Genomic DNA, 16900 nt, shown 5'->3' on the forward strand with positions numbered 1-16900 from the left:
GTTGAAATCTTGAAAGATTCATTTTTAAATTAAAATATATTACCTTATTTTAATCACCACTTTTCCTTTAGCACGTCCGCTTTCAACATATTCCAAGGCTTCATTGGTCTGTTCAAAAGGGTATATTTTGTCGATTACAGGTTTGATGATGTCAGACTCAATAAGCTTTGTGATTTTCTCCAATTGATTTCCATTGGCTTTCATAAAGAGAAAAGAGTAGTCGATATTTCGCTTTTTTGCTTTGCTTCTGATGCTGAAACTGAGTAGTGACAAAACAATCTTTAGATACCAAGGTAATTCCATTTCTTTGGCGAAATCCGGAGTGGGCGGACCTGAAATAGATATCACCTGACCATTTGTTTTCAAAATTTTGATTGATTTTTCTAATGTTTTATTGTCCTGGCTGTTGAGTACGACATCGTAATCATTAAGCATCTTTTCGAAATCTTGCGTTTTATAATCAATCAAAACATCTGCTCCCAGATTCTTCAAAAGTTCAAAGCTTCTTTCACTGGCGGTCGTCGCAACAGTTGCTCCCAAATGTTTTGCGAGTTGAATGGCTACAGTTCCAACACCACCGGAACCCGCTTGGATAAAGACTTTCTGTCCTTTCATCAAATTTGCTTTTTCAACCAACGCTTGCCACGCAGTCAGCGCTACCAAAGGTATTGAAGCAGATTCCTCCATCGTCAGGTTTTTTGGTTTGATGGCAACATATTGTTCATTAATGGAAATATATTCCGCAAAAGTCCCGATGTGAAAATCCGGAACCCTTGAATAGATCTCGTCACCCACTTTGAATTTCTTAACATTCTTACCGACTTCCGTTATGATTCCAGAAACATCGTGTCCTAAAATTAATGGAAATTCATAAGGCAAAAACAATTTAAAATCTCCCTTTTTGATTTTCGAATCCAAAAGATTGATGCTGGCGGAATGAACTTCTACTAAAACATCATTGTCACCGACTGTTGGCGCCGGAACATCTGCAATCTGAAGTCCATCTTTCGTGTAGCTGTTGATGAGGAATGCTTTCATTTTTATTAATTTTTTAAAAGTTGATGACTCTGTTTTGGATTGATGATGTTAAAGCCTATTTTCGGAAAGAATCTGTTGATAAAGGTAAAGATTTTAGCGTCACCCACTCGGATGGTGTAATGGTCTTTTGTCAAACCGTGGATGAGACCGTCGATCATTTTCTTAGGCGTTATCTTCTTGTCGTTTCTTTCAGCCGTCATTTCTGTCGCCACAAGTGGTGGGATCAATTCGAATATTTTCACCTTGCTTCCAATGATTTTTAAATGTTCCCGAAGCGATACAGTGTAGAATGCCAATGCAGTTTTAGAGGAGGAATAGGTCGCTTCGATTAGTGAAGGCGTGATGCTTAGTATTGATGTGGTGTTGATGATTGCAGATTCATTTCTGGAATTTAGCATATCCAAAAAAAGATTATTCAGACGGATGACACCCAGATAATTAACTTCCATTTCGTAAGCCGCACCCTCAAGATGTTTATTATTTGGAATACCGAGATTTGCAGGTGGCACAAGGACACCTGCATTATTGTATAAAATATCAATGCCACCTAATTCTTTCACCTTTTCAAAAAGGGACTTAGCATCAGCTTCTTTTCCTGCATCACTTTGTATCGTAACGATGGATGGAAATTCTTTTTTCACCGCGTCCAATTTCGATTGTGTTCTCCCGGTAATGATGACCTTGGCGCCAATTTCTAAAAATTGCTTTGCAGCTTCGAGTCCGATGCCGGACGCGCCACCTGTGATCAGAATGGTTTTTCCTTTTAATTTCATAAGATTTAAATTTAATACTTTAAAAAATTAATGAGGTAATTGCTCTATGATCGGATGGATCAAGGCATGAATTTGTTTGCTGTCACCAACCGGAACTTCAAACTGATTTTTTTCTAGGGCTAAAAACAATTCATTGGCAACTTCGGATGGCGGAATTCCGTTAGCGCCACCAATTTCTGCTGAAAATTCCGTGTTGACCAGTGGTGGATAAACTTCATAAATATTCAGTTTTTCGTTTTCTGCAAAAGTGTCTCTGAGTCCTTGCGTGTAGCTGTTCAAAGCAGCCTTGCTTGCTGCGTAGGTTGGTGCATATTTGTTTCCACGGAAAGCGGCGATAGAAGAGATGTTGATGATTGCAGCTTCCGATTGTTCAAGGAGAGAGGGCAACATCAATTCTGTAAAATCAATTACAGAGACATAGTTCGTATTCATCTCATTTGCCGCAAGATCTGCGGAACTGATCTCTGGATTGTTCAGATCATTGAGGAAGGCAAGTCCAGCATTGTTAATGATAATGTTGACTTCCGGATGTTTTTGATGTAGTTCTTCTACAATTCGAATACGATCTGCCTTATCGGAAAGATCACCCTGAATAGAAGATGTATTCTCTAGTTGGGATGCGGCATTTTGAAGCCGTTCCTCGTTTCTTCCATTAATAATGATTTTGTTGCCTGCTTCACTTAGTTTTTTAGCAAGTGCTAGTCCAATTCCGGCACTTCCGCCACTGATGAATATGGTGTTTCCTGTTGTTTTCATTTTGATATATTAAAATTTGGTTCAAAATTATTCTGATAAAAATGGATAATCTGTGTAGCCTTTTTCGCCAGGCGTGTAGAATGTGCTTTGGTCGGGAGCGTTGAGTGCAGCATCAGTTTTGAATCGCTCTACCAGATCCGGATTTGCAAGGAAGGGAACGCCGAAAGATACAAGGTCGGCATCGCCGTCATTCAGTACTTTGGTAGCGGTTTCTTTGTTGAATCCTCTATTGATGATCATGGTGCCGTTGTAAATTTTACGGAAATGCTTTGCAACTTCCTGTATCGCATCCGGATTGTCTGTAACATCCGTAAAAGGTTCGATGAGGTGGATATAGGCTAATCCGTAATCATTCAATCTGTTGACAACGTAATTATAAAATGCAATGGTCTCGTCATCTACCGAGATTCCCATAATGCCATTCAACGAAGGATTCAAGCGAATTCCAACATGGCTAAGATTTACCACATTTTTTAATTCATCCAAGATCTCGAAAAGGATTCTTGCGCGATTTTCGATTGAACCACCATACGCATCCTCACGTAGATTACTATTTTTACTGAAGAATTGTTGTAGCAAATAACCATTTGCACCATGTAATTCCACACCATCAAAGCCAGCTTCGAAAGCATTGATTGCACCTTGTCTGAAATCTGAAACCGTTTGTTTGATGTCATCGATGCTCATCGCTCTGGAGCTTTCACTTTTTTTGAATCCTGTAGGCGTGAAGACTTCCACATTCGGATTGTATGCAGACGGTGCGAGAGGAGCGCTTCCATTGTGATGGTCGGGATGTGAGTTGGCGCCCGTGTGCCAAAGTTGCGCAAAGATTTTACCTCCTTTCTCGTGAACAGCTGATGTCGTGAGTTTCCAACCTTCGATTTGGGAATGGCTGTAAATACCTGGGACATTGATAACGCCAACTGCTTCTTCACTAATGACAGTTCCTTCTGTGATGATAAGGCCTGCTGACGCTCTTTGGCTGTAATATTTGGCATTCAATTCTGTTGCGGTGTGTTCTGGATTATCAGAGCGACTTCGGGTCAATGGTGCCATTACCATTCTGTTTTTTAGTTGTAAATCGTTGAGTTGAAAAGACTCAAATAATGATGTTGTATGACTCATAAGTTTGTTGTTTTTAAATATTTTGTATGATTAAATATGTTTAAAATATACTTTTTGGTCTATTTTTGATTAAAAAAATTAGATTGCGTATTGCTCTAATTCTGCTTTTAGATTTTTGATGAGTGATTGCATCGGTTTCATCGTGTCCATCGTTCGGCACATTACAATACCTCCTTCTACAGATGCCACAAGTTTGAATGCAAAAACCACAGGGTCGAGCTTGGTAGAATATTCACCATTGGCAATGCCTTCCCGCAAAATAGAACTAAGTCCTTCCTGCCCGACTCTGAACAATGTCGCAACCTTTTGCTTGATAATGGGGAAATTGTCATCTACTTCCACGGCTGTGTTGAAAATAGGACAACCTCCTGAAATATAAGTATTTATGGGGTCTTTGTAAAAATCCAGGAATGCTGCTATTTTAGCTTTAGTCGTTTTAGCATTTGAAACTGCGAGATGCATTTTGTCCGACACTTTTTTCAGCATCAATTCAACCACCTGCTCGGTGAGATCATCTTTATTTTCGAAATGGCCGTAGAGACAGCCTTTGGTCAGTTTGGTCTCATCTAAAACGTTGTCAATGTTCACACCAGAAATACCTTTCTTGTTGTAGAGAGGTACAGCTGTTTCCAGAATAAATTGTTTTGTCTTTTCTGCTTTGGTCAACATTGGTATTGAATTATGATGCAAATATACTAAAAAGTATATTAATGTCTATTTGTTTTTTTAAATTATTTTTTTAATTGTAGATAATTCAGTGAATTAAGATGTTTAACTGATAGTACAAGTGAAAGCCAAATTTAACTTAAAATCAATGTTGAATAAATTAGGATATCCTTCTGTATTAGCTGTATTGTTTTCAATTTTACTAATTTAATTGGAATAACACATCCTACTTTATCATGCATTTATTACTTAGTATAGTAATCTTAAATTTCATCTATTTAATTGTTGAAACGATTTATTTTTTATATCAAAAAAGAGAAAATTCTTTTTAAACTGAATTATTATTTATTGGTAGTAACATTTATGTGGTCAATTATTTTCATAATCTGATCATTGATAGAATGAAAAAAGCATTATTTTTTATATCAACAATCTAAAGCTAAGTGCAATGGTTAATCTGATCGATCTAAAAGGTAGATGTGTTTATACTGGTTGCAGATCTTACGGGAAATATTACTACGACCTATTTCAAGACGATGATCAGTATTCTGGTTTCTTTGCTGCTAAGAAGTAAAACTTATTATGTTTCATGGTCTTTTACTCATATAGAGCCAATTTTTTGAATGTCTAATCTATCTAAAATGTAGCATAAAGAGTATATAAATTCTGTCTCAAAAATAGTTGCAAGTTCACCCTGACTATTTAATTACACAATTCATGGAATAGTCACAAATTATCAAAAAAGTGAAAGCTCCGTAAACTATACGGAGCTTTTACATTATTTTTCTTTGACATCTCTACTTACTTGCTTCTCCGCATTCTCAGCCTTCTTTTCCTGCGCACGTTTGTCTTTTCGTTGTTGCGCTCGGGATTTTTTCTCAGCCCGTTTTTCTTCTCTGATGACTTTGTTCGATTTTGTATTATAAAGAGCATCCATAATACCTTGTCCGGTTTTGCTGAAGATTTTGATTTTCGGTTTCTCGTGAGTTCCTGTGACTACCACTGGGAAACCAATCCAACCGCCAGGTGGCAGACCAACTCGGATTCGGAAATCGAGTAGGCCATTGAAACTCGTTGTTCCGCTGATAGATGGTCTCAAAACTGAAACTTTGAATGTAAACGGGTCCACGTGAATCAAATTGTTTTTGATATTTGTTTTGATGTCAACGCCTTTCATATCGGGATTGTTGAAGGCATTTGCGCCAATATCATTTCCGACGGCTGAGAGCATTTTCAGGTTTTTGACTTCGACATCTTTTAGATTCACATTTCCGCCACCTTCCAATGATGGATAAATCGGTTTCATATTCGCATCGAAATCACCTTTCAGTTTGTAATCCAAAGACACAATTCCTTTCACATCTTTGGCTGCTGTCGCCATTTCGCGAATCATATCGATTTCTTTGTAAGCGCGCTGAACATCGAAGTTATCAACCTTCAAAGCGACATCGTAGTTGGCTGTAATTGGCGATTCGTTCTGATATCTCGCGTCGATTCCCATTCGGCTTCCGACAATATCGAAAGTTGTATTCTTAAGATAAACTTCGCCTTTGTTCACAGAAGCCAAACCAACCAAATTATTCAAACCAAGTCCTTTGAACTCGACTTTTCTGGCATTCGCTTCCAACGAAACATTCAAGTTTGTAGGAACAATCACGACGCCACTGCTTTTCGGATTTTCCTCTTTCGCATATTCCACAGCCAGCGATTTGTCTTTGTTGTCACCTTCTTTCAGTGCCATAAATTCATCAATCAAAATATAATTGGACTTGAGATGGAATTTCCCGTGCAAAGTTCCTTTTCTTTCGATGAAGTAATTGATGGTGTTTAAAAGATAACCATTCAAAGCAAAATCGGATTTACCATAAGTTGCATAGAACTTTCTGAACCACATTTTTTCATTCTCAAATTCGAAGTTTCCTTCTTTGATGAAGAATGATTTTGGTAAATATTCTGTAGTTGCTTTGATGTTTTTTAAGATTAAGTTTCCTCGGTTATCAAGCTTGCTGTATTGTCCCGTAGTCGCATAACTTTGACGACCATTTAAAGATAAATCGGCCATTATCAAACCACTTACATCAAAACCTTCTTTCTTGAAAACCTGATAGATTCGACCAATATTCAAAACACCTTTTGCTCTGACTTTATACAATAAGTCTTCGAAGTTTTGCAAATCAGCATTTACGAAAACAGGATTTCCTTCAAAATCAAATTTGAACGGGTCGAGTTTCACGCCAAGACTTTTGAAAGTCCCGTCTGTATTATAAATATTCGCTAAAATATTGATGTTCTGAATCGCATTCGGATAATATTTGGTTTTCAGCCAACCGTTTTTCAGATTCAGATAACCTTTTGTTTTTGGGAATAATTTTTTATCTAAATTGAAAATCCCGTTCGATTGAATATCTGTATTCAACAGGCCTTTCAGTTCAATATCTTTCAATCCCAAAGCTGAATCCAAGGTCGCCAAATCAATTCCGCCCTTGATGTTGGCATTGATTTTCATTTCGTCCATTCCCTGCGTTTTCACAACGGCTCGGAATTTATTGTTTTTTCCTAGGTCAAAACTCAGATTTCTCAAGTCGAGTAGGAGTTTATTCGTATCAAGCGAAGGTAAATCAACATTCAAATCCAGATTCAGATTGTTCATCGGCACTGGCGCGTTGCTGTTGGAAACGAAACCATTGTTCACTTTCAGACTTGCTTTCAAATCGGGTTTCTGATTTTTCGGCTCGCTGAATCGGCCTTTTAAACTAAAGAACAAATCACTATTTCCCTCGATTTTCGTATCCTTCACCCAACCTAAATATTGAGGTGGCAAAACGGACAACATATCTTTAATTGTTGTTTTTTCTGAAGCTGCATTGATATTCAGATTATAACCATCCTTCAAAATACTGACGAAACCGGTGAATTTCAAAGGCAGTTCATTGATTCTCAACTCATTTTTTCTCAAGACAAAAGTCAAGGCATTGGTGTTGATTCTCGTAATCAAATCGGCGTGAAGTGATTTTTCTTTGGCGTACCAAATTCTATTTAATGCAAAATCAAGTTTGTCAATTCCAAGGTCGGTTTCGAGGTCGAAAATATCTTCGCTCAATCCACCTTTTCCTGTGTAATTAAGACCTTTCGCATTCACCAAAACATTGGTTGCGTGGTCATTGTATTTGATGTTCCAGTTTTTCAGTTTGATTAAATCTAATTTGATAGATGCTCCAGCTTCCGTCGTATCTTTCGGCTTTTCGGAAGGCTTGGAAACATAAACATTATAATTCGCCTGACCTTTGGAATTGACGAAAACGTTGGCCACAGCGTCATTCACATAGATTTCATCGATTTTTATCTCGCCATCGAAAATCAAATTTTTAAGATTGATTCCAGCCGCAACCTCCTTAGCCGCGAGAAGCGTGTCTTGTTCAAAAGGTTTGGAGCCTTTCAACAGGAAATCATCCACAGAAACCGTGAGAGAAGGGAAGTGACGGAAAAAACTAAGGTGTGTTTTCTTGTAATCGAGTTCGCCAGCCAAATGTTTGTTGGCGAATATCTTGACCTGATTCGAAATCTGCCCAGGAAAAAGAATCGGAATGATGAACATTAGAAATAGGATAGAAGCAATCGTAATTCCCAGCCATTTTAATATTTTCAGCAACACTGTTGTGATATTTCCCGCACTCATAATCTTAGATTTTTATGATTGATTCAAAGACTGTGCTAAAAATTAATTCACAAAAAGACCTTCCCCGATTTGAGAAAGGTTTTAAGTCTTTATTGATGAATGTTTACAAATATTTTTCGATAATTGGAAGGGCAATTTCTGCCATCATTCCATATCCTTTTTCGTTGGGATGAACGTTGTCCTTGGAAAGCAGAATTTCTTTGTCTTCCAAAAAAGCTGAATGAAAATCGATGTAACTCAACGCGTTTTCTGTTGCGATATCTTTTAGAATTTGATTATAAACCAAAACATCTCCGTTCGTTCTAATCTTTCCTGTTGTTGAGATTTTAGAATCAATTTTATCAGAAATTGGAAGAATGCTGACCAGATAAATCTCGTTTGAATAAAGCTTTGCATCTTGAATTGCAGTTTCAATATTTGCTTTAAACTGAGTTGGATTGACCATTTGATTTCCGTCTTTCACAGCCAAATCATTGGCGCCATAACCGATGAATACGATATTTCCGTCAGCAGAGTTTCTGGCTTTCATCTCGTGCGGAATTCTTTTGACCAAACCTTCCGACGTTTCGCCACCAATTCCGAGATTGAAAAGAATCAGTTCATTCGAGCTTCCTTCATTATATTTCTGTAGCGCATAACGTTTCAAAATATCGACCCAGCCACCAAAAATACCATCATATTCGCCGTAAGTAATGCTGTCTCCGAAGAATAATCCATAAATCATCTTGTTCATTGTCTTTTTTTAAATCACTCCAAAATTAATGTAATATTCTTGTGCGATTCTAAAATCTCAACTAAAATTTCGAATAAAGTTTGCCCGTTTCCAGCAATCAAATCATCCAGTTTTTGCTGAATTATCTCAATATTAAAAGGTTTTCCTTGTTTGATTTTGTTTTCATAAAAAACTTTCGTCAATTCAAAACCCAAATCCTGTTTTGATTTCTCAGATTTTTTCCAAATGATTTCACCCTGAAATCCATAAAGAATATCATCAAAACCATCCAGAGTTCCGACTTTCCAATCTTCATCTTTCATAAAAAGTTCAGAAACTTCATCGTAAAAACCTTCCAAAGCTGAAAAATGACTGCCATTGATGACAGTCATTTTATTATTGTGAATTTCGTTTTCCATTTAATTATTTCCTTAGATAGATATTCCCATATTTGGATTCAAGACTGTATTGCGGTCCGCTTCCAAATGTTGTCGTAACTAAGGTATGAAAATCTTCCGAATCCTTCCCTGTAAATTTTGTATCCAAATTAGAATAGATTTGTCCGTAGTATGTTTCTGCAGAAAGTTTCCCCGTGTTTTTTTCTGGAATTGTAGCATCAATTCCGCCGTAAGTTGCATCAACGCTTATTTCTCCACCAAAATTTTTCACTTCTACCAAACCGTATTTTGCTTCTATGTGGGTTTTGAGAGATTGCGGAACTTTGATTTCCAATTCGATATTGATGTCAACGCCATCGGACATTGTATTGAAAGTTACACCATTGGTTTTACAATATTGTTGATAATCATCTTTGGTTTTAAAAGTTAGTTTCTCACTTCCCTTACGAACTGTTATTCTATGAGGAATTTTGTCGATTTCAGAAACTCTTCCTTCTATAACAAGAGAATTTCCTTCTTTTGACTCTTTGATTTGAAAAGCTCCATTGTTTTCATTTTCATTAATGTTGACCGTTCCCGAAATCTGAACTTCATCTTTATCCCAAGTGCTGATTTTTATCAATTGAGGATAGTCGAATTTCAAAGAAACATTCTGATTTTTGACCGTTGAAAAGCTTCTGTTAATCGTTGTTTGTGCTGTAATGATTCCGAAAACAAAAGTCACTACAAAAATGATTAGCCTTCTCATTTTGCTCTCAAATAGATTTTACTGTAATCTGAACGAACTTCTATTTCCGTTCCGCCACCATTTACTTTTCCGACAAGGTCATCACCGTGACGAATTAGGTCATCCTCTGTTTTTTTTTCTTGCTCAATTTTAAAATCCGGAGAAATATAGATTTCGCCATAAGAAGTTGTCGCTTTCAGGTTTGCTTTTACAGATTTTGGAAGGCTGACATCCGCATGTCCATAAACCGAAATGATGGATAAAGGACCTTTCACATTTTGGCTGAAAACGGCTTCCACATTTCCATAAATAGATTTTACAGTTGCCGGTCCAGTAATATTTTCTAACTGAACATTGTTATAAGTTGAAGCAATCTCGATCTCATTCTGCATATTTCTGAAAATAACTTTTCCGCCATATTGTGATTGATGTTTAAATGAAACAATAACATTCTCTGGAACTAATATCTTAATCGATGGAGATGAGATTTTTTTCAATGGATTAACTTCCAAAACGCCGTCTTTGTCAGAAATATTGATTCCAAGTCCGGTATTATCGATAAGTCCTAAAGCATTGATTGCCTGAAGTCCTTCTGCACGTTTGTCCTCTGCCGGAGCTTTACCTTCCAAAGAGAAAATAATCTCATTCCCTTTGTAGCCTTCAACCGTTGCTTTTCCAAGATTGATAATTAATTTTCCTTTGTTTTTATTGACTTTGTAAGTCTTCGGATTTTCTTTTGTTGTAGTTGTCTGGTTCGTGGTTTCCTGCGCTTGGAAGGAAACAGTCATCAAAGCAAACATAATCAAATATATCTTATTCATAATGTTTAAATTGTTAATAATTACTGAGTTTATTTATATAAAAGCTTTTAGAATTTCATTATTACAGAATATGCTTCGTCTTTCACAAAAGCTACTGTTGTTGGATTTTTAGCGAGTGCTAAAAGTTTTATGTTAACTTCAGAACTGAGCTCGGACGAGTGTTTTTCAGCCAACAAGGATATCAGTTCTTTCTCTACCATCGGGTCATTCTGTTGAACAAAAATTTGTTGAATTCTATCTTTTACAGCAGGATTCTGTCTTTGTATTTCTAAAGCGGAAATAGCCGCCAATCGTACATTCGTATTTTCGTCCGAGATGGCTTTTTCAGAAAGAATATCAATGATGTTTGCGTCATAATCTGGTAAATTCTTTATCAAAGCAATTCCTTGTAATCTGGAGCTGGCAGAAAATTGATTGTCCATCAAATCTATTGCATTTGCTTTCTCAAAATGATTTTCCTCTTCAATATTGTAGTTCGGAACAGAATTTTGTTCTTGAATTCCTTTTTTTAAATCATAAGAATTAGTCTTTGCAAGAAATTGCTTAGAATTTTGCTCTCCATTATCTTGTTTTTCCGATGTTTCTATTTCTTTGTGAGGAATTGAAATTTCATCTGGAATTTTTTGTTCTTTTTTCGGAGTTTGTTTAACAAAAACAGTTTTGTCGACTTCTTTTTTTTGCCATAAATTAAAAATTCCTAAACTTAAAATAATCGTGATAGAAGCAGCAATAGCGTAATTTTTCCAGGAAATTATGGAACGTGATTTTGCAACAGGTGGAGTAGAGTTCTCCATCTTTGACATTATTTTGTCAAACATTTCATCTGGAGCTTCGATTGTATCGAATTCCTCGCGGTGGTCTTGTATATATTTTTTAAGCGGATCTGTCATTTTGCTCTTTTGAAGTTAATTTTTCAAAAATTTTCTTTTTAGCACGGTGATAATAGCTTCTCACCGTTCCGTGCGGGATGTTTAGAACTTTTGCTATTTCTTCCTGTGGCATTTCCTCGAACAGAAAAAGGTTGACAATCGTTCTTGTCTGAGGCGGAAATTCAGCAATAATATTTTGAAGCTCCGTCACGCGAGATTCCATAGCTAGCTTCTCTTCCAAGTCGTCATCATTGAAATCCAACATTTTATCATCATCAATCTCCGAAAAGTAGATTTTATTTTTCCGGAGAAAGTTCAACGATTGGTTGATGGCGATTCGTTTAATCCATCCACCAAAACTCTCTACATTTTTCAGAGATTTAATTTCGGAAAATGCTTTTACAAAAACCTCCTGAAGAATATCTTCTGCGTCTTCTCTATCATTTAAAATCCGAAAAATAGAATTGAAAATTGCTTTAGAATAACGATGATAAAGCAGAGAATATCCCGAATTGTCTCCGGAACTGCACAATTCCAACAATTCTTTGTCGCTGATATTTTCTGTTTTTGTCTTCAAAAAGTTATTCGTTTTTTTATGGTTCTATCTAAAAGACGCAAACCTGTTGCAAATGTTGCAGTTTTTTTCTGATTTTTTTAATTAATGTCCACAAGATTGAGTTTCGATAGGAATTTTAAAAATATCAATTTTTTCCTTTTCTACCTTATCGTACATTTCTTTAGCCTCTTTGCTGTCTACGTTTTTACTTTGATAGACGTAAGTGAAAGTTGCGGTCGGCGAATTGAGATTGGCAAAAATCATCGATGGGTTTTCTTGATATCTCTTCCAAAATACTTCCCATTGTTTTGGTGTAAAATTCACTTTCGCAGTGTAAGCATTTCGCCCTTCGATATTGGTATTTTCTTTTGTAAGTCCTTTGACTTCAAAGATAAAATTCTCTTCAGAATCAGATATTTTAAGAATCAATCCGGGTAAACCAAAAAATTTATAAGGTCCGTCGCTGATTGGTATTTCGTTTGTAAACCAAGCAATCCATTGTCTTCCGCCAAAATTGGTTTCAGCTTTTTGGACATTATAATTGAATAGCTTACTTTTTTCTTGCTGGATTTTCCAGCTTGGTTTGCAATTGTAAGTTGTTAAATACACTTTGTCGAAGAAATTTTCTTCAACGATTGTGTTTTGAGATTTTAAATCTTTGAAAATCAAAGATTGCAACTTCCATTGAACATTCGGACCTGGGAAACTTCTGCTTCCCTCATCCACAAGTTTGGTTTTTATTGAATCATATTTGAATTTTGCTAGGGATTCGAAATAAGAATTCTCATCATTTTTTAAAAGAACGGTTAATTCTGAATTATAATCCTTTGCGTGTTCTTCGGTTTTCCATTTGAAGTCGTAAATGATTTTATATGATTGTGAAAATACGGAAATGCAATAGATTAATGCAAATAAGCATAGTAATTTGGTCTTCATACAATAGTTTTTGATGGTTTATTACTATTAAGATGCAGGATAATGAATAATGTTGCAATTTGTTCAAAAAAAATGACTGTCGAGATTGACAGTCATTTTTTTATTTAAGTAATTGTATAAGATTTACGGTATTATTTAAAATACTCAACGCCGTTTTTAAAGATGTTGTGATAATTCGCAGTCGGAATATTTTTCATCAAACCTTCTGCAAAGCGCTCAGGATGTCCCATACGACCGTAGATTTTTCCACACGGACTTGTGATTCCTTCTATTCCGAACAATGAGTTGTTTGGATTGAAAGGCATTCCGTGAGCGACGTTTCCATCCAAATCCAAATATTGAGTAGCAATCTGTCCGTTCTCAAACAACTTCTGAATTTCCGCTTCTGACGCCATAAAACGACCTTCACCGTGAGAAATTGGAATGGTGAAAACTTGGTCTTTCATTCCTTTCAGCCAAGGCGATTCGTCGTTTAGAACTTTCACATTCACCATCTGAGAAATGTGTCTTCTGATTGCGTTGTGAGCCAAAGTAGGAGAGTTCTCATCCAAATCCTTGATTCTTCCGTAAGGCAACAATCCTGACTTTACCAAGGCCTGGAAACCGTTACAGATTCCGATAATCATCCCGTCTCTGTCGAGCAATTCGTGAACGGCATTTCGCATCTTTTCATTTTTCAAAACATTCACGATAAACTTGGCAGAACCGTCTGGCTCATCACCCGCAGAGAAACCTCCGGAGAATGCTAAAATCTGTGACTGTTTAATTTCTTTCACCCACGCATCAATGCTTTCGTCAAGTAACTGATGATTGATATTAATCAAAGGCAAACTGCTAACAATTGCGCCTTCTTTTTGGAATGCATTCAGTGTATCGTATTCGCAATTTGTTCCCGGGAAAACTGGTGCGAAAACTCTCGGTTGAGCAATTCCGTGTTTTTTAATAATGATATTTCTTGGATTGAGTGAGTTTAATTTGTCCTCAATTTCAACCGTTATTTTTTCTTTTTCTACTGTTGAAAATAGGTTTTCAAATGTATTGGTATTTGCTGATAATAATTTTTCAATCGCAAATTCACAATCATTGATTTTAAGAATACTGAAATCCGTAATTTCACCAATGAATTGAAGTTTTGCAGTGCTTAATTCTTCTTTGGATTCGATGATTAAGCTACCGACATTTTTCGTTAATAATAATTTTTCATCAACTGTAATCTCAGCACCCAATCGATTTCCGAAACTCATTTTAGCTAAAGCAACAGCAACGCCACCTTCTTTCACAGTCTTGACAGAAACGATTTTTCCAGCCTTGATATTTTCAAAAATCAATTCAAAAACTGTCTTCATATTTTCATAGTTTGGAAGTCCGTTTTCCTGTGGAATATGGTTGAAGAAATATAGTTTATTTCCAGCTTGTTTAAATTCAGGAGAGATTACGTTTTTCTTTTCTCCATTGGCACAAGCGAACGAAATCAACGTTGGCGGAACATTCAAATCCTGATAGGTTCCACTCATTGAATCTTTACCTCCAATGGCCGCTAAACCGAAGTTGATTTGCGCGTCATAAGCTCCCAAAAGCGAAGCCAAAGGTTTGCCCCATTTCTCAGGGTTCTGACCCAATTTCTCAAAATATTCCTGGAAACTAAATCTGATGTTTTTATAATCGCAACCCATCGCAACGATTTTCGCAACGCTTTCAACGACTGCGTAAGAAGCTCCCAATAAAGAGTTTTGCTTTGAAATTTCAGCATCAAATCCCCAACTTGCAAAGGAAACGGTTTCAATATCTTTTGCGCCCAAAATCGGTAAAGTCTGAGCGCTTCCTTCCATCAAAGTCTGCTGATATTTTCCACCCAAAGGCATCGCAACCGTGGTCGCACCAATTGATGAATCAAACATTTCCAACAAACCTTTTTGAGAGGCAACGTTTTTATCTGCAAGGATTTTCAAGAAATTCTCTTCGTTGAAAACCGGAGTTTCTTCTTTCACTTCATTAAGATGCGTAATCTTAACTTCCTGACTTTTTGAACATCCGTTTGTATCCAAAAATTCTCTTGAAAGGTCTACAATTTTATCACCTTTCCAGAACATCTGCATTCTGCCTGAATCTGTCACCTTTGCAACTTCCACAGCCACAATGTTTTCTGCTTCACAGAATTTGATGAACTGTTTTTTATCTTTTGGCTCAACCACAACCGCCATTCTCTCCTGAGATTCAGAAATGGCAAGCTCAGTTCCGTTCAAACCTTCATATTTTAAAGGTAAAACATCGAGATTAACCTCCAAAGAATCAGCGATTTCACCGATGGCTACAGAAACGCCACCCGCTCCGAAGTCATTTGATTTTTTTATCAATCTCGTTACTTCAGGATTTCTGAACAATCTCTGGATTTTACGTTCCTCAACGGCATTTCCTTTCTGCACTTCAGAACTCATCGTGTGGATAGAAGTTTCGTCCTGTTCTTTTGAACTTCCGCTTGCTCCACCAACGCCGTCACGACCAGTCGCACCACCTAAAATAATGATAGAATCTCCAGCTTCCGGCTTTTCACGTCTTACCCAATCCACAGGAACGGCGCCAGCAACGAAACCAACTTCCATTCTCTTTGCTTTGTAACCTTCATCATAGATTTCAGAAACCATTGTAGTCGCCAAACCGATTTGGTTACCGTAAGAAGAATAGCCGTTCGCCGCTTGTTTTGTGATTGTTTTTTGAGGTAATTTTCCGGATAAAGTTTTGTCAACCGATTCCAAAACATCAGCTGCACCCGTCAATCTCATCGCTTGGAAAACGAAAGAACGTCCGGACAAAGGATCTCTGATTGCCCCACCTAAACACGTTGAAGCACCTCCAAAAGGTTCAATTTCTGTCGGGTGATTATGCGTTTCGTTTTTGAACAATAAATACCACGGTTCTTTTTTACCATCGTATTCAGCTTCGATCTGGATGGTACAAGCGTTGATTTCGTCAGAAACCACCAAGTTCTCCAGCTGACCTGTTTTATGGAAATATCTTCCGCAAACCGTTGCCAAATCCATTAAAGAGATTGGTTTCAATTCGCGTCCTAGGAATCTTCTTTTTTCGATATAATCATTGAAAATGGTTTCCAATGTATGTTTAAACTGTCCTTCAAATTCAATGTTTGACAGCTCTGTTTCGAATGTTGTGTGACGGCAATGGTCACTCCAATAGGTGTCTAAAACTTTAAGTTCAGTTTCTGTTGGATTTCTCTGTTCCGATTTAAAATACACCTGAATGAATTTTAAATCATCTAGTCCTAATGCAAAACCGTGAGTTTTAAAGAATTCTTCCAGCTGAGCATCATCGAAGTTGATGAAATTTTCGTGAACCAAAACCTTTGAAGGAGCTTCCTCCGAAGGAATATTTAAAATGGTTAGATCTTTTTCCTGAGATTCAACTTTATTGATCAAAAGGTCTTTGATTTTTGTCAAATCGGATTCAGAAGTTCCTTCGAACTCGATTAACTTTCCGCTTCTTACTTTGGATTTTTCATTTCCAGTCAACAAGGCAATACACTGCTGCGCAGAATCTGCACGCTGATCGTATTGTCCAGGCAAAAATTCTAGTGCGAAATATACTCCTTCTGCAGGATTTTCTTCGACTAAAATATCGGTAACCGGGTCTACGAAAGTACTGTTGACCACTTTTTCGAATTCACCGTCATTTAATCCAAAAATATCGTAAACGTTGTACACTTTTACGCTTTGGATCGACGGAACCACCGCTTTTACTTCATCAAAAATTTTTGGACTTTCTACATCGAAAATTCCTCTTTTTTCTACGAAAATTCTTTTATTCATTTTTATAGATATGAGATTTTAGCTTT

Annotated in this window: 14 protein-coding genes; all 14 read right to left on the reverse strand. The window is 36.8% G+C overall.

Annotation, left to right across the window (positions count from 1 at the left end):
• Positions 1–39: 39 nt before the first annotated feature.
• On the reverse strand, positions 40–1038 hold the full coding sequence (locus IO90_RS13335) for an NADP-dependent oxidoreductase (protein WP_034967457.1): 999 nt from the start codon (positions 1036–1038) through the stop codon (positions 40–42).
• 5 nt (positions 1039–1043) lie between these two features.
• Positions 1044–1811 carry an SDR family oxidoreductase gene (locus tag IO90_RS13340; RefSeq protein ID WP_034967460.1) on the reverse strand — a complete coding sequence of 256 codons (768 nt, stop codon included), beginning with the start codon at positions 1809–1811 and terminating at the stop codon, positions 1044–1046.
• Positions 1812–1838: 27 nt separating this feature from the next.
• On the reverse strand, positions 1839–2567 hold the full coding sequence (locus IO90_RS13345) for an SDR family oxidoreductase (RefSeq protein ID WP_034967462.1): 729 nt from the start codon (positions 2565–2567) through the stop codon (positions 1839–1841).
• Between the two features lie 27 nt (positions 2568–2594).
• The gene (locus IO90_RS13350) at positions 2595–3692 is read right to left on the reverse strand and encodes an alkene reductase (protein ID WP_034967465.1); all 1098 of its coding nucleotides are present in this window, start codon (positions 3690–3692) and stop codon (positions 2595–2597) included.
• 78 nt (positions 3693–3770) lie between these two features.
• Positions 3771–4361 carry a TetR/AcrR family transcriptional regulator gene (locus IO90_RS13355; protein WP_034967468.1) on the reverse strand — a complete coding sequence of 197 codons (591 nt, stop codon included), beginning with the start codon at positions 4359–4361 and terminating at the stop codon, positions 3771–3773.
• Positions 4362–5136: 775 nt separating this feature from the next.
• Positions 5137–8034, reverse strand: coding sequence for an AsmA-like C-terminal region-containing protein (locus IO90_RS13360; RefSeq protein ID WP_051878679.1), 2898 nt, complete (start codon positions 8032–8034; stop codon positions 5137–5139).
• A 103-nt stretch (positions 8035–8137) separates the two neighbouring features.
• Positions 8138–8767 (reverse strand): SGNH/GDSL hydrolase family protein, encoded by a 630-nt coding sequence (locus tag IO90_RS13365; RefSeq protein WP_051878681.1) that lies wholly within the window; start codon positions 8765–8767, stop codon positions 8138–8140.
• A gap of 14 nt (positions 8768–8781) precedes the next feature.
• Complete coding sequence (locus IO90_RS13370; RefSeq protein WP_051878683.1) at positions 8782–9165, reverse strand: ribonuclease inhibitor; 384 nt, start codon at positions 9163–9165, stop codon at positions 8782–8784.
• 4 nt (positions 9166–9169) lie between these two features.
• A complete protein-coding gene (locus IO90_RS13375; protein WP_034967470.1) occupies positions 9170–9892 on the reverse strand; it encodes a hypothetical protein in 723 nt (240 codons plus the stop codon).
• Positions 9889–10692 (reverse strand): DUF4097 family beta strand repeat-containing protein, encoded by an 804-nt coding sequence (locus IO90_RS13380; RefSeq protein WP_131450883.1) that lies wholly within the window; start codon positions 10690–10692, stop codon positions 9889–9891. The genes IO90_RS13375 and IO90_RS13380 overlap by 4 nt, the downstream gene beginning before the upstream one ends.
• A 47-nt stretch (positions 10693–10739) precedes the next feature.
• Positions 10740–11582: a HEAT repeat domain-containing protein gene (locus tag IO90_RS13385; RefSeq protein WP_034967474.1), complete on the reverse strand. Its 843-nt coding sequence runs from the start codon at positions 11580–11582 to the stop codon at positions 10740–10742.
• Positions 11566–12138, reverse strand: coding sequence for an RNA polymerase sigma factor (locus tag IO90_RS13390; RefSeq protein WP_034967477.1), 573 nt, complete (start codon positions 12136–12138; stop codon positions 11566–11568). Before IO90_RS13390 ends, IO90_RS13385 begins: the two co-directional genes overlap by 17 nt.
• An 81-nt stretch (positions 12139–12219) precedes the next feature.
• Positions 12220–13053, reverse strand: a complete 834-nt coding sequence (locus IO90_RS13395; RefSeq protein WP_034967479.1) for a GLPGLI family protein — start codon at positions 13051–13053, stop codon at positions 12220–12222.
• Positions 13054–13184: 131 nt separating this feature from the next.
• Positions 13185–16874 (reverse strand): phosphoribosylformylglycinamidine synthase, encoded by a 3690-nt coding sequence (locus IO90_RS13400; RefSeq protein ID WP_034967482.1) that lies wholly within the window; start codon positions 16872–16874, stop codon positions 13185–13187.
• Positions 16875–16900 lie beyond the last annotated feature (26 nt).

This window comes from Chryseobacterium sp. FH1, assembly GCF_000735135.1.
In the GTDB taxonomy this organism is placed as follows: domain Bacteria; phylum Bacteroidota; class Bacteroidia; order Flavobacteriales; family Weeksellaceae; genus Epilithonimonas.